The 14811-nt window shown below is 67.2% G+C and carries 11 protein-coding genes; 6 read left to right on the top strand and 5 right to left on the bottom strand.

Translation table 11 applies throughout. The annotated features are described in order from the left end of the window. The first annotated feature begins 96 nt into the window (after positions 1 to 96). Positions 97 to 840 (top strand): triose-phosphate isomerase, encoded by a 744-nt coding sequence (gene tpiA / locus PVW48_RS07915; protein ID WP_274580950.1) that lies wholly within the window; start codon positions 97 to 99, stop codon positions 838 to 840. Between the two features lie 92 nt (positions 841 to 932). On the opposite strand, the gene PVW48_RS07910 is transcribed toward tpiA, so the two are convergent. Then, positions 933 to 1865: a LysR family transcriptional regulator gene (locus tag PVW48_RS07910; protein WP_274580979.1), complete on the bottom strand. Its 933-nt coding sequence runs from the start codon at positions 1863 to 1865 to the stop codon at positions 933 to 935. Positions 1866 to 1961: 96 nt separating this feature from the next. Between PVW48_RS07910 and metF the strand changes: the two genes are divergently transcribed. Next, positions 1962 to 2831 (top strand): methylenetetrahydrofolate reductase [NAD(P)H], encoded by an 870-nt coding sequence (metF, locus tag PVW48_RS07905; protein WP_274580949.1) that lies wholly within the window; start codon positions 1962 to 1964, stop codon positions 2829 to 2831. A 66-nt stretch (positions 2832 to 2897) separates the two neighbouring features. Here metF and PVW48_RS07900 read toward each other — a convergent pair whose 3' ends face one another. Further along, positions 2898 to 3482, bottom strand: a complete 585-nt coding sequence (locus tag PVW48_RS07900) for a c-type cytochrome (protein ID WP_012178751.1) — start codon at positions 3480 to 3482, stop codon at positions 2898 to 2900. After that, entirely contained in the window at positions 3479 to 4738 is a 1260-nt protein-coding gene (locus PVW48_RS07895) for a PQQ-dependent sugar dehydrogenase (RefSeq protein ID WP_012178752.1), read from the bottom strand. Before PVW48_RS07895 ends, PVW48_RS07900 begins: the two co-directional genes overlap by 4 nt. A gap of 151 nt (positions 4739 to 4889) precedes the next feature. Between PVW48_RS07895 and PVW48_RS07890 the strand changes: the two genes are divergently transcribed. Further along, positions 4890 to 5357 (top strand): PaaI family thioesterase, encoded by a 468-nt coding sequence (locus PVW48_RS07890; RefSeq protein ID WP_274580948.1) that lies wholly within the window; start codon positions 4890 to 4892, stop codon positions 5355 to 5357. A 90-nt stretch (positions 5358 to 5447) separates the two neighbouring features. Here PVW48_RS07890 and PVW48_RS07885 read toward each other — a convergent pair whose 3' ends face one another. Continuing rightward, a complete protein-coding gene (locus tag PVW48_RS07885; RefSeq protein ID WP_274580947.1) occupies positions 5448 to 6521 on the bottom strand; it encodes a DUF2235 domain-containing protein in 1074 nt (357 codons plus the stop codon). Between the two features lie 405 nt (positions 6522 to 6926). Between PVW48_RS07885 and PVW48_RS07880 the strand changes: the two genes are divergently transcribed. Then, the gene (locus tag PVW48_RS07880; RefSeq protein WP_274580946.1) at positions 6927 to 7685 is read left to right on the top strand and encodes a VPLPA-CTERM sorting domain-containing protein; all 759 of its coding nucleotides are present in this window, start codon (positions 6927 to 6929) and stop codon (positions 7683 to 7685) included. Between the two features lie 61 nt (positions 7686 to 7746). Here the strand turns inward: PVW48_RS07880 and PVW48_RS07875 are convergent, their stop codons facing one another. Further along, entirely contained in the window at positions 7747 to 10044 is a 2298-nt protein-coding gene (locus tag PVW48_RS07875) for a xanthine dehydrogenase family protein molybdopterin-binding subunit (protein ID WP_274580978.1), read from the bottom strand. Positions 10045 to 10165: 121 nt separating this feature from the next. On the opposite strand from PVW48_RS07875, the gene PVW48_RS07870 reads away from it, so the two are divergent. Both PVW48_RS07870 and PVW48_RS07865 read left to right on the top strand, forming a co-directional pair. Continuing rightward, positions 10166 to 13279 (top strand): valine--tRNA ligase, encoded by a 3114-nt coding sequence (locus PVW48_RS07870; protein ID WP_274580945.1) that lies wholly within the window; start codon positions 10166 to 10168, stop codon positions 13277 to 13279. Positions 13280 to 13652: 373 nt separating this feature from the next. Next, complete coding sequence (locus PVW48_RS07865; RefSeq protein WP_274580944.1) at positions 13653 to 14771, top strand: pyridoxal phosphate-dependent aminotransferase; 1119 nt, start codon at positions 13653 to 13655, stop codon at positions 14769 to 14771. The last annotated feature ends 40 nt before the right edge of the window (positions 14772 to 14811 follow it).

Below are 14811 nucleotides of genomic sequence, written 5' to 3'. Positions count from 1 at the left end.
GCAGACCGAACCGGCCATGCCGCGCCAGAAAGCGGATGCACCGCCCGCCCAACCCGCGTATCCATTGGGCAACGAAACGCGACGAGAGGACAGGCCATGCGGCGGAAACTGGCGGCGGGAAACTGGAAGATGAACGGGCTGCGCGCGGCCCTCGCGGAAGCGGAGGCGATCACGGCCGCGGCCGCTGCGGACGGACCCGAGGTCCTGCTCTGCCCGCCCGCGACGCTCCTGGCGCCCATGGCGGCGCAGGCCGAGGGCACCGCCCTGCAGATCGGCGGGCAGTATTGCCATCCCGCCCCCTCGGGCGCCCATACGGGCCATGTCTCGGCGCCGATGCTGCGCGATGCCGGGGCCAGCTACGTGATCGTGGGGCATTCCGAACGGCGCCAGGACGACGGCGAGCGCGACGCGGATGTGCGCGCCCAGACGCTCGCGGCCTGGCAGGCCGGGCTGACCGCCATCGTCTGCGTGGGCGAGACCGAGGCCGAACGCGATGCCGCCAACACGCTGGCGATCATCGGCGGGCAACTGGCGGGCTCCATCCCCGACACCGCCACGGGTGCCAATCTCGTGGTGGCCTATGAGCCGGTCTGGGCCATCGGCACGGGCCGGGTGCCCAGCGTCGACCAGATCGGCGAGGTGCATGATTTCATCCGCGCGCGACTGGAACAACGTTTCGGCGAAGGCGTGGGGCGGTCGGTACGGCTGCTCTATGGCGGCTCGGTCAAGCCCGGCAACGCCGCCGAGATCTTCGCCGTGTCCAACGTGGACGGGGCGCTTGTGGGCGGCGCATCCCTGACGGCGGCGGATTTCACCGGGATCATCGCCGCACTGGGCTGAGGGTCCGGTTGGGGGCGCTGCCCCCGCCGCGCTGCGCGCGCCTCGCCCGGAGTATGTCGACACAGATGAAGAGGCTTTGCCGCGCGCGGGGCTCAGGCGCTTTGCGGTTCTTCGGCGGTCCCGGACCGTTGCAGCTTGATCGGCTCGGTCCGCGCCAGCCGGATGACATGGGACATGAAGGGCAGCGTGGTCTCGGTGTCGCGCGTGGCCGCATAGAGCCGCTTGGTCACGCCGGTTTCCGTCAGCGGCCGCGTGACATAGTCCGAATTGTAGCGCACCTCCCGCACCACCCAGTCGGGCAGCACCGCGACCCCCCGATTGGACGCCACCAGCAGAAGGATCACCGCCGTCAGCTCCACCTGCCGGACCGCGCGCGGCTCGATCCGCGCCGGGATCAGCAGTTCGGAGAACACGTCGAGCCGGGCGCGATCCACCGGGTAGGTGATCAGCAGCTCGTCTCGGAAATCCTCTGCCTCGACAAAGGGTTTGGCCGCCAGCGGATGGGCGGCGGACGCGACGAACACGGGCTCGTAGTCGAAGAGCGGGGTGAAATCGACGCCCGGCAACTCTTCCGGATCCGACGAGATCACCAGGTCCACCTCTTCGCGCTGCAGGGCGGGCAGCGCCTGGAATTGCAGCCCCGGGCGGATGTCCACATCCACGTCCGGCCAGGCCTTGCGGAACTGCTCCAGCACCGGAAACAGCCACTCGTAACAGGCGTGGCATTCGATGGCGATATGCAGCCGCCCGGTCTTTCCCGCCTTGATCCCGCGGAACTCTTCCTCCAGCGCGGCGACCTGGGGCAGCACCTGCTCGGCCAGCCGCAACAGCCGCATGCCCGCCGCCGACAGCTTCAGCGGCTTGGAGCGGCGCACGAACAGCTCCAGCCCCGCCTGGTCCTCCAACCCCTTGATCTGATGGGACAAGGCCGATTGCGTGATGTTGAGCTGATCGGCCGCCTTGGCCAAACCTCCGGCCTCGTGGATCGCCTTGACCGTGCGCAGATGTCGAAATTCCAGATGCATGACCTGAGCCGCCTTCATGTTCATCTTGAAGATTATGAAATTGTCTCAGTTTGGCAAGTGTGGGAAACATCCGGGCAGCCAAATCAGGAAATCCCCATGTCCGCACCGCGCGTGTCTTTCGAATTCTTCCCGCCCCAGTCCATCGCAGCCTCCTTCCGGCTGTGGGATACGGTCCGGACCCTTGCTCCGCTCGACCCGAGTTTCGTCTCCGTCACCTACGGTGCGGGGGGCACGACCCGCAAGCTGACCCATGACGCGGTGGCCACGATCGGGCAGAACTACGGGCTGAACGTGGCCGCGCACCTGACCTGCGTCGAGGCGACCCGCGCCGAGACCCTGGAGATCGCCGAGGGCTACGCCGCGGCGGGTGTGACCGAGATCGTCGCCCTGCGCGGCGACCCGCCCAAGGGTGCCGACCGCTTCACCGCCGCCCGAGACGGCTTTGCCAGCTCGGTCGAGCTGATCGAGGCGCTGGCCGCCACGGGCAAGTTCACCCTGCGCGTGGGGGCCTACCCGGACCAGCACCCGGAGGCCGCGAGTGCCGACGCGGATGTCGACTACCTCAAGCGCAAGATCGACGCGGGCGCCCACTCGGCGATCACCCAGTTCTTCTTCGAGGCCGAGACGTTCTTCCGCTTCCGCGATCGCTGCGCCAAGGCGGGGATCGACGCGCCCATCATCCCGGGCATCATCCCGATCGAGAATTGGACACGGGCGCGCCAGTTCGCCCTGCGCTGCGGCACCAAGGTGCCCGCCTGGCTCGACGAGGCTTATGCCGCGGCCATCCGGGATGGTCGCGAGGACCTTCTGTCCATCGCATTGACCACCGAGCTGTGCACCGAGTTGCGCGAGGGCGGGGTCGAGGACCTGCATTTCTACACGCTCAACAAGCCCGAATTGACCCGGGAGGTCTGCGCGGCCCTCGGCGTGACGCCCAAGGCCGGGCTCGCCGAAGTCGCGGCCTGAGCGACCCCGACCCGATATCCCGCGCAGGTCGCGGGCGGGCCTCCCCCCGCCCCGGCGCGCGTCTTCCTATTCCGCCATCTCGATCTCGAGCGTGATCGCGGCGTACCAATCGGCGATCTCCCGGATCTCGGCATCGGACAGCTCCGCGGCCACCTCCGACATGATGTCATGCTGGCGCTGGCCTCGTTTGTACGCCTTGAGCTGGGTGTCGATGTAGATGTTCGTCTCTCCCGCCAGGTTCGGCGCGTCCAACAGCTGCGAGATCCCGTTCGCGCCATGGCAGGACACGCAGGCCTGCGGCGCATCCTCCGCCTGCACGCCCTCGGGCAGCGTGGCGCGCGCCGCATGGGCCGCATACCAGGCCGCCACGTCCGAGATCTGCTGCGCGCTGAGCCCCGCGGTGACCACGCTCATCATCTCGTGGACCCGCGCGCCGGTCTTGAAGGCCATCAACTGCGCCTCCAGGTACTCCTCCGGCTCCCCGCCGATATGGGGCGCGATGGGGATCGCCGCCATCCCGTCCAACCCGTGACAGGTGCGGCACATATTGGCGATCTTGCGCCCCGCGACCGGGTCATCCGCGACCGCCGGTGCCGGGGCGCCCCCGGCGAGCATCAGCCCGCCGAGAACCGTGATCAGGGCCTGCCTCATTCGGCGGGCATCCCAACATAGGCGATCCGCCAGATCGCCCCGGCGAAGTCATCCGAGACCAGCATCGAGCCATCGGGCAGGAATTCGATGTCCATCGGACGCCCGCGATACTCGCCGGTCTCTTCGTTCAGCCAGCCATCGGCGAATACCTCCGCGCCCACCGCATCCCCGGTTTCGGGATCGAGGGCAGTGAACATCACCCGGGCGCCCACCGGCGTGGTGCGGTTCCAGGACCCGTGCTGCGCCCAGAAGATGCCCCCATGATACGCCTCGGGGAAGCTGCTGTCGTGGTAGAACCGCATGCCCAGATCCGCCGCATGGGCGGTCAGCTCAAGTTGCGGCTCGACAAAGGTCACCCCCTCGGGCCGGGGGAAATCCGCCTCCGAGACGATCTCGACCCGGGCATTGGTCCAGGGGAAGCCGAAATGCTGACCCGCCTCGGTCTGCCGGTTCAACTCGCCCGGCGGTATATCGTCGCCCATCCCGTCGACCTGGTTGTCGGTCCACCACAACTCACCCGTCGCCGGGTTGAAATCCTGCCCGACCGAGTTGCGCACGCCGCGGGTATAGACCTCGCGCTCTGAGCCGTCGGTGTTCATCCGGATGATGCCGCCGATGCCGATCTCGTCATACATCTCGATCTTGTCCAGCGGCTGCACGTTATGCGGCTGGCCCAGCGAGACATAAAGCTTGCCGTCCGGGCCGATGTCGCACACCCGGGCGGAATGGTTGAAGCTCTCTTCCTCGACCGGGATCAACTCGCCCTGCGGCACCACGGTGCCCACGGCGATATCCGGACTCTCGAAGAAGAACTCGGCAGCCGGGAAGACCAGGATGCGGTTCCGCTCGGCGATGTACAGGAACCCGTCCGGCGAGAAACACGGCCCGTTGGGGATGTCGAAGGTGACCGAAGGCGCGAAGTCCTTGACCTCATCGGCGACCCTGTCGCGATCCCGGTCGACGATGGACCAGACCTTGTCCTTGCGCGTGCCGGCGAACAGGACGGTGCCCTGGGGCGCCATGGACATCGAGCGGGCATCGGGCACAACCGCATAGAGGCTGACCTCGAAGCCGTCGGGCACGTTGATGTGCTGGATGATGTTGCGCAGCGCCTCGGCCCGGTCGCCGCCCTGATCGATGAAGGTGAATGTCGCGCCGGTTTTCTGCATGTTGGACAATTTTTCCATGTTGTCCTGCGCGTGCGCGACGCCGGTCGCCGCGACGCACAGCGCCACGGACCCGAGTAGTGATTTCATGTTTTCCTCCCAAAGTGGTCTGATGAACTTACCAATATTGGGTCATTATTTCCGATTCGAGAAGAATTGATTTACGTCAACTTATGCTTACAATGCGCCCGAGAATCGGTCATAAAGCACTGAAACTGCTGTTCTTTCAACTGGATAGGTTGTGTCAGAACCCTTCATCCCCTCGACATTAGATGACCTGAAGGCAGTGACGGGCCTTGCATTCATGCAGGCAGTGCTGTCAGGCAAACTACCAAGTCCTCCCATGGCAGAAACGCTAGGCTACCGTCTGACCGAAGTCGCTCCGGGCCGCGTGGTGTTCACCGGCACGCCCGATCCGGCGCATTGCAACCCCATGGGCGGGGTCCATGGCGGCTGGTACGGCACCCTGCTCGATAGCGCGATGGGCTGCGCGGTGATGACAACCGTGCCGAAGGGCCGCCTCTACACGACGCTGGAGTACAAGATCAACATCACCCGCGCCCTGCCACCGGGCACCCGGATCGCCGCCGAAGGGGTCGTCGATCACGGGGGCCGGACCACCGCCGTGGCCCATGGCGAGATCCGCGGCCTGGCCGATGGCAAACCCTATGCCACCGGCACGACGACCTGCCTGATCCTGAACGGCTGAGCCCGCCCGCGCCAACACGCGCCGCTCCTCGCGCGGCGCACTACGCCGCCCCGCAAACCCCAACCCTTGCGCCGGATCCGGCGGACCTTGTCAGGACCGGGCGCCACGCCGCGGAATGCGCAGCCGGGCACGCAGCCGGGGCAGATCCCCCCGCGGCATGGTCCACAGCCCTTGCGTCGCGCGCCGCAGAAACGGGATCTTCGGAATGCGGGGAACCGACTCGTGCAGGCTCTCGGACCGGTCCAAACCGACCTTGCGCGCGCGGCGCAGCACGAACAGCTTGGCCCAACGCCGCCAGGACCCCATCGAGGGCGCCGCGGCGTCGCGCGGGAACCGGTCCTGCCACCGGTCCGGCAGGCGCAGCCCACAACTCTCCGCCTGCTCCAGTATCCAGACCAGCGGAATGTTCGCCAGCGGACGCGCCGGGGCAAAGCCCGCAAGCTGCCCGCCGATATCGCCATGGGTGCCGCGGAACCAGACCTGCTCCACATGCCCGTTCCAGCCGGGCGGACAGGTCCATAGCACCGGCGCGAAAGCCAACCGCCGCTCGTTCAGCGCCAGCGCGTGGAACCCGTGCCTGACCGACGCGCTCAGCTGGTCGGAATGGAACTCGGTCGCCATGGGGGCCAGCCGCCACAGAACCGGCGCGCGGATGCCCAGCGCCTTGACCGTATCCCAGGCCCCGATCATCTCGATCGGCACGTCCCGGTGGCAATAGCGCGCGGCGAATTTCGCCGCCCAACGGCTGCCCCGCCGCTCCTGGTAATAGCGATAGAGCTGCCCCACCCGGGCATCGGTCGCCGCCTCCGGGCGCAGCAGGCCCATCTGGTCGATCACCCCGGCCAGCGACCGCACCGCATAGGCCCCCCGCGAATAGCCCAGCAGGAAGATCCGATCCCCGGGCCGGTAGCGATGGGCGAGAAACCTGTAGGCCCGGCGGATCTGCCGGTTGATCCCGATCCCCGCGATCACCTCGATGCTGCGGCGCCAGCCCTGCCACTGGATGCCGGGCTCGTAGAACAGGGTCACATGTGGGTCGCGCCGGTCCCGGATCAACTTGTAGGCCAGCCCCGCATTCGTCTCCCGCCCGGGCATGAGCGACGACATCGTCCCATCGAGAATGACGATGTGGTCGGTGGGGGTATGGACGGAAGGGGCCGCCATGGGTCAGGTCCGGGTACTCATGCTCATAGTATCCCGAACTTATCGCAAATGTGTAAATCAAACCTGTTTCACGTCCCCGTGGCGCCCGGGAATTGTTCTGACACTGGGCACAATTCATCCGAACCCAAAACACTCCCCCCACAGGCCCACAAATCGATGACGCAACGTCATGGACGCGACCTGGCCGGCCATCCGATCCCGACCCCTGCCAAGGCTTCAAGCATGATCCCAAGCAAGTCCTTGATTTTTATATCTATTCCACCGAAAAGGCAAACCTCGCCCTCGGCCCAAGCGACCCGTGCTCTGCAAGACGCTCCCATAGCCCGCCTCCGCCCGCCGATTGACGACTCGGACCACGCGCAATAGTCCACGATCCAGTAATGGTGAACCCGAGTTGAGGCTCCAATGAAAATCCTGTTCTGCACATGCGCCGCGCTGGCGCTTGCTCCCGCCATGGTATCGGCGGCCACCCTTGTGACGCTGACCGATCCCGTCGGCGACAAGCTCTTCAATGTCGAAACCAAGGTCGATCAGACCCCGACCACCGGCAAGCGGGGCGGCAAGGATGTCTTTGTCCGCTCCGGCGAGGACACCGGCAGCGATAACGATGCCCAGGACGTCACCTGGGTCAACGGCGCGACTTATGGCTGGACCCTGGATTACAATGCCGCCACGGGCATTCTGGACTACACCGTGAGCGACGGCACCAAGGTGATCAGCGCCTCCAACGACGTGCTGGTGGGCGACCTGGGTGCGGTGAAACTGGTGGCCAAGGCGCTCAACCGCGAGCAGACAAAGGAAAAAGTGCCCACCGGCAACTTCATCTTCGATCCGACCAACCCGACCGGCACTTCGGCGACGATCAACGTGACCGAAGCGAACGGCGCCGCGCAGTCCGTCTCGATCTTCGACGACCTGAGCAATTCCGGCGAAACCGGCGTCATTTTCGCGCTCGACAGCGGCGAACCGATCACCTCGCTGTCGGGGACCTTCGTTTTCGACTGGGATGCGGGCGCCTGGGACAAGTCGCCCAATGGCCGTCTGGCCTTCCTGGTGAAGGGCTACGAGGCCACCGCGCCCGTGCCGCTGCCGGCGAGTGTTCTGCTGCTGGGCGCCGGGATCGCGGGTCTCGGCCTGGCCCGGCGCAAGCGCCGCGCCGCTTAAACGACGGGTCTTCGACCAAGGCGAACGGCGCTCTTCGGAGCGCCGTTTCCCGTTCAGCGGCTCATTCCGCCGCGTGAGCGCGGTCCGACAGCATCTCCCAGACCCGCGCCGGGGTGAAGGGCATGTCCACCTTGCGCAGGCCCAGGTCCCAGACCGCATCCTGCACCGCGTTGGCCACAGCCGCCAGCGCGCCCACTGTCCCGGCCTCGCCGCACCCCTTCATGCCCAGCACGTTGTTCTTCGACGGCACCGGCTCGGTATAGAAGGCGATCATCGGCACATCGTCCGCCCGCGGCATGCCGTAATCCATGAAGCTCGCGGTCAGAAGCTGCCCATCCGCATCATAGACCACATGCTCGGTGATCGCCTGCCCGATCCCCTGCACCACGCCGCCATGGACCTGCCCCTCGGCAAGCCGCGGATTGATGAGCACGCCGAAATCATCCACCACGGTGTAGCGGTCCACCGCGACCACGCCGGTCTCCGGATCGATCTCCACCTCGCAGACATGGGCACCATTGGGGAAGGACCGGCCCGGCAGGGTCGCCTCGGCCTCATGGGTCAAAAGCGCGGTCTCGCCCGCGGCGCGCGCGGCCTCCGCCGCCTCGATCATGGTCATCACCACGTTGGACCCCTCGGCCCGGAACGATCCGTCCTCGAACGTGACCTGCGCAGGATCGACGCCCATCCGCTCGGCCAGGAACGGCGCGAAGGCCGCGATGGCCACGTCCACCATGGCGCGCGTCGCCTGGCTCTGCACCGTGACCGACCGCGACCCGCCGGTGCCGCCCCCCTTGGCAATCAGATCGCTGTCGCCCTGGACGATCCGGATGCGCTCGGGTGGAATGCCCGTCATCTCGTGCAGCACCTGCATGAACACGGTCTCGTGCCCCTGCCCGTTCGACTGCGTACCCACGTAGAGCGTGACGGTCCCGTCCGCCTCGAACACCATCTTCGCACCCTCGCTGGGATCGCCCAGAATGGCCTCGATGTAGTAACACAACCCCTGCCCACGCAAGCGCCCCTGCGCGGCACTGGCGGCCTTGCGCGCGGCGAACCCGGCGCGGTCGGATTCCGCTGCGGCCCGGTCCAGCACCCGGGCGAACTCGCCCACGTCATAGGTCTCCCCCGACGGCGCGGCATAGGGCATCTGATCGGGCGCGATGAAGCATCGCTTGCGCAACTCCCACGGATCGACGCCGAGGGTCCGCGCCGCGTGATCCATCGCCCGCTCCAGGGTATAGATCGCCTCGGGCCGCCCGGCCCCGCGATACGCATCCACCTGCGTGGTGTTGGTATAAATGCCGCGCACCCGCATATAGGCGTGCTGCACGTCATATACGCCGGTCATCACCTTCATCGCCAGGTTGGTCTGGATCGCTTGCGCGAATTGGGAGTTATAGGCGCCGAGATTGCTCAGCACATCCGCCCGAAACCCCACCAGCCGCAGGTCTTCGTCAAAGGCCAGCTCCACATCCGAGACCAGGTCGCGGCCCGCATTGTCGCTCAGCATCGCCTCACCCCGGTCCGACATCCACCGGCACGGACGCCCCAGCACCCGGGCCGCATGGGCCACCACGAAATACTCCGGATAGGCCATCGCCTTCATCCCGAACCCGCCGCCCACATCCGGGTTGGTGACGCGCACCTCCTCGGGGGACAGCCCGAGATTGCGGCACAGCTGCCCCTTCATCGCCCAGACGCCCTGGCCGTTATGGGCCAGATGCAGACGCCCCTCGGTCACCTCGGCATAACAGCCGCGCGGCTCCATGGAATTCACGATGATCCGGTTGTCCTCGACCACCAGCCCGACCCGGTGCGCGGCAGCGGCGAAGGCCGCCTCGACCGCCGCCTCGTCGCCGCAGGCCCAGTCGAAGGCCACGTTGTCCTCTGCCTCCGGGTGGAGGGTCGCGCCCCCCGGCACCGGGTCGATCTTGGCCGGCAGGTCGTCGATCTCCAGGGCGATCGCCTCCACCGCGTCCCGGGCCTGGGCCAGCGTGTCGGCGAACACCATGGCGATGGGCTCGCCCACGAAACGCACGCGCCCCTGGGCCAGCAGGGGCCGCTTCGGCCCCGCCGCGCGGGACCCGTCACGATTGGCCAGGACCGTGGCCTGCATGTCCATCCGCACGCCCGCCGCCGCCAGGTCCTCCCCGGTCAGCACCAAGGCCACACCGGGCATCGCCGCCGCCGCCGAAGTGTCCAGCCCGGTGATGTCCCCATGGGCCACGTCCGAGCGCAACACCGCCCCGTGCAGCGCGTCCTCCGGGGCGATATCGTCCACATACCGCCCACCGCCGGTCAGAAACCGCACGTCTTCGATACGCGCCGCCGATTGGCTGATCCCGAACTTGTCCATCATGTTCCCCATGCTCTGTCGCGCTGAACTCTAGCCCCATGCGCGCCCCTGTCCAGCCCGCCCCCTTTCCCTTTCCACGGGCTTTCGTTATCTCCTCGGCCAAGTGCAAAGGATGACCGCGATGCCCATGGAAAAAACCTTCAACGCCGCCGAGGCCGAACCCCGTCTCTATGCCCGGTGGGAGGCGGAGGGATGCTTTGCGGCCGGCGCGAACGCATCGCGGGACGAGACCTTCTGCGTGATGATCCCGCCGCCCAACGTCACGGGCTCTCTGCATATGGGGCACGCGTTCAACAACACGCTCCAGGACATCCTGGTCCGGTGGAAACGGATGCAGGGCTACGACACGCTCTGGCAGCCGGGCACGGACCACGCGGGCATCGCCACGCAGATGGTGACCGAACGCGAAATGGCCGCGAACGGCGAGCCGACCCGCGCCGAGATGGGCCGTGCTGCGTTCCTCGCCCGCGTCTGGGAACAGAAGGTCAAATCCCGCGGCACCATCATCGGCCAGCTAAAGCGCATCGGCGCTTCCTGCGACTGGTCGCGCGAAGCCTTCACCATGGGCGGTGCCGACGGCGACCCCGAGAAGGGCAACGGCCCGAATTTCCACGACGCGGTCATCAAGGTCTTCGTCGACATGTACGACAAGGGCCTGATCTACCGCGGCAAGCGGCTGGTGAACTGGGACCCGCATTTCGAGACCGCGATCTCCGATCTCGAGGTCGAGAATATCGAGACCCCAGGTCATATGTGGCACTTCAAATACCCGCTCGCGGGCGGCGAGACCTACGAATATGTCGAGAAGGACGCGGACGGCAACGTCACCCTGCGCGAGACCCGCGACTATATCTCCATCGCCACGACCCGGCCCGAAACCATGCTGGGCGACGGCGCGGTCGCGGTGCACCCATCGGATGAACGTTACGCGCCAATCGTCGGAAAGCTCTGTGAAATCCCTGTCGGACCCAAGGAACACCGCCGCCTGATCCCGATCATCACCGATGAATACCCGGACCCGACCTTCGGCTCGGGCGCGGTGAAGATCACCGGCGCGCATGACTTCAACGACTACCAGGTCGCCAAGCGCTGCGGCATCCCGATGTACCGGCTGATGGATACCAAGGCCCGGATGCGCGATGACGGCGCCCCCTATGCCAAGGCCGCCGCCATCGCCATGGAAGTCGCCGAAGGCACCCGCACGCTCGACGAGGCCGAGGCCGACAGCCTCAACCTGGTGCCCGACGATCTGCGCGGGCTCGACCGGTTCGAAGCCCGCAAGGCGGTGGTCGACCAGATCACCGCCGAAGGCCTCGCCGTCATGGTCCCCAACCCCGCCGCAGGCGCATCCACCGAGGAGGGCGCGGCCGCGACCGAGGAGGCCCCGGCCTTCCTCCCCCTGATCGAGTCCAAACCGATCATGCAGCCCTTCGGCGACCGTTCGAAAGTGGTGATCGAACCGATGCTCACCGACCAGTGGTTCGTGGATGCCGAGCAGATCGTCGGCCCCGCGCTCGACGCCGTGCGCAATGGCACCGTCAAGATCCTGCCCGAAAGCGGGGAAAAAACCTATTACCACTGGCTCGACAACATCGAGCCCTGGTGCATCTCCCGCCAGCTGTGGTGGGGCCACCAGATCCCGGTCTGGTACGGTCCCCGCCGGGTCGAGGTGAACGGGGTCGAAACCCTTGATTTCGATCCCGCCAATGCCGTGCATTTCGTCGCCCACTCGGTGGACGAAGCCCGGGCCAAGGCCGCGGGCTACTACGCCCTGCCCGACGCCGACAAGGTGATCATCGTGCGCTCCTTCCCGCGCGGCACCCCGGGCAGCGGCCCCACCGATGGCCGGGTCGATCCGATGACCGACGCGGTGGCGGCGGCCCAACGGGCCGAAGCGGTGCCCGACGCGATCCCGTTGGTGCAGGACCCGGACGTGCTCGACACCTGGTTCTCGTCGGGTCTCTGGCCCATCGGCACGCTGGGCTGGCCCGAGGACACCGAGGAGCTGCGCAAGTATTTCCCCACCTCCACCCTCGTGACCGGCCAGGACATCCTGTTCTTCTGGGTCGCGCGGATGATGATGATGCAACTGGCCGTCACCGGCGAGGTGCCCTTCCGCGAGGTCTACCTGCACGGCCTCGTGCGCGACGCCAAGGGCAAGAAGATGTCCAAATCCGTCGGCAACGTCGTCGACCCGCTGGAGATCATCGACGAGTACGGCGCGGATGCGCTGCGCTTCTCCTCGGCGGCCATGGCCAGCCTGGGCGGCGTGTTGAAACTCGACCTCCAACGGGTGCAGGGCTACCGCAATTTCGGCACCAAGCTGTGGAACGCCACTCGCTTTGCCGAGATGAACGAGGTCTTCACCGCCCACACCCAATCCGCCATGCCCCCCGGCTGCACCGAAACCGTGAACCGCTGGATCATCGGCGAGACCGCGAAAGTGCGCGAGGCGGTCGATACCGCCCTGGCCGAGTACAAGTTCAACGACGCCGCCAATGCGCTTTATGCCTTCGTCTGGGGCAAGGTCTGCGACTGGTACGTGGAATTCGCCAAGCCGCTGCTGCTCGATGGCGATGACGCCACGAAGGCGGAAACCCGCGCCGTCATGGCCTGGGTGCTGGACCAGTGCTTCATCCTGCTGCACCCGATCATGCCCTTCATCACCGAAGAGCTCTGGGGCACAACCGGACAGCGCGACAAGATGCTCGTGCATGCGGACTGGCCGAGTTACGGGGCCGACCTGGTCGACGTCGACGCCGACCGCGAAATGAACTGGGTGATCTCGCTGATCGAAAGCGTGCGCTCCGTGCGCGCCCAGATGCGGGTGCCCGCGGGGCTCTACGTGCCCGTGGTGCAGGTCGCGCTCGATGAGGCCGGACAGCGCGCCTATGCCAATAACGAAACCCTGATCAAGCGGCTCGCCCGGATCGAAGGCATCACCAAGGCAGACACGGCTCCCAAGGGCGCGCTGACCATCCCGGTCGAAGGCGGCACCTTCGCCCTGCCACTGGCGGACATCATCGACGTCAGCGCCGAAAAGGACCGGCTGGGCAAGACCCTCGCCAAGCTCCAGAAAGACCTGGGCGGTCTCAGGGGGCGGCTGTCGAACGCGAAGTTCGTGGCCTCCGCCCCGGCCGAAGTGGTCGAGGAAAACCGCGAACGCCTCGCGGCTGGCGAGGCCGAGCTTGCCACCCTCAGCGCCGCGCTGGAGCGTCTCGAAGAAGTCGGATAAACCCCGGCGTCTGCCGAAGGCACGACGCCGCGTGCGGAAAAGCGGGTTTCGAAGAAATCCCGCGGCCGCACCCGGTGGCCATTCTTGGCGCCCCCGGCAGGGATATTTGCAGACTTGAACGTGACCAGCACCCCCTCCCCCTGAAGGTGGTGCAGAACCCACCCGGTTCCGGACGCGCGCCAAACCGGGCACCTGGCCTCGCGCCGTCGCGAGACACCGCGCGCAGCCGCCGCCGCGAGACCGGATCTCCCACCCGCGCAGGCCCGGGAACCTTAAGGTTAACGCGCCCCTTTCCTCTGCGCTCAAATACTCACGCCCCGCGCGCAACCCGCGGCCCGTTGCGGCGCGGCGCGCGGCAGGCTAATCCGGCACCATGACCCATACGCCCGGCCCCCGCTTCACCCCTCTCGCGCAGTCCCTGCCCGCCACGGTCCCCTTCGTCGGCCCCGAAACCCAGGAACGCGCCCGCGGCCGCCCCTTCGCCGCCCGGCTCGGCGCAAACGAGAGCGCCTTTGGCCCCTCGCCCCGGGCCGTGGCCGCCATGGCCGAGGCCGCGACCGGCGCGTGGATGTATGGCGACCCGGAAAGTCACGATCTGCGCGCGGCGCTGGCCGCCCATCACCGGGTCGGGATGGAGAACGTGATCGTCGGCGAAGGCATCGACGGTCTGCTGGGCTATCTCGTGCGGCTGCTGGTGGCGCCGGGCGATACGGTCGTGACCTCCGCCGGGGCTTATCCGACCTTCAACTACCATGTGGTGGGCTTCGGCGGCACGCTCCATGCGGTGCCTTACCGCGACGACCACGAGGACCCCCAGGCACTCCTGGACATGGCCCGGGCGGTGAATGCCAAGGCGATCTATCTCGCCAACCCCGACAACCCCATGGGCAGCTGGCACGCCGCCGGTGTGATCACCGACATGATCGCGGCGCTGCCGCCCGGCTGTCTTCTGCTGCTGGACGAAGCCTATATCGAGCTTGCCCCCGACGGCACCGCCCCCGAGATCGCCCCGGACGACCCCCGCGTCATCCGCCTGCGCACCTTCTCCAAGGCCCGGGGACTGGCCGGCGCGCGGGTCGGCTACGGCATCGCCGCGCCCGGGCTGATTTCCGCCTTCGGCAAGGTGCGCAACCATTTCGGCATGAGCCGCGTCTCGCAAGCCGCGGCCCTCGCCGCGCTACAGGACAGCGACCACCTCGCGAAGGTGGTGGCCAAGACCGCCGCCGCCCGCACCCGGATCGCCGAGATCGGCGCGGCCCATGGCCTGCGCGCCCTACCCTCGGCCACCAATTTCGTCACGCTGGATTGCGGCGGTGACGGCGCGCGGGCCAAGGCCATCCTGGAGGCCCTGATCGCCCGGGACATCTTCGTCCGCATGCCCTTCGTCGCCCCTCAGGACCGCTGCATCCGCATCTCCTGCGGCACGCCGGAGATGCTCGATCTGCTGGCAGAGCGCCTGCCGGATGCGCTCGCGGCCGCCACAAAGCCCTGATCGCTGCCGAAGGCCCACGAAATCTTAACTGGGATCACGG

The sequence above is a fragment of the Dinoroseobacter sp. PD6 genome, from assembly GCF_028807315.1.
GTDB classification, from domain to species: Bacteria; Pseudomonadota; Alphaproteobacteria; order Rhodobacterales; family Rhodobacteraceae; genus Dinoroseobacter; species Dinoroseobacter shibae.
Note: the sequence above shows the minus strand (reverse complement) of the source record. Positions and strands in the feature narration are given on the sequence as shown.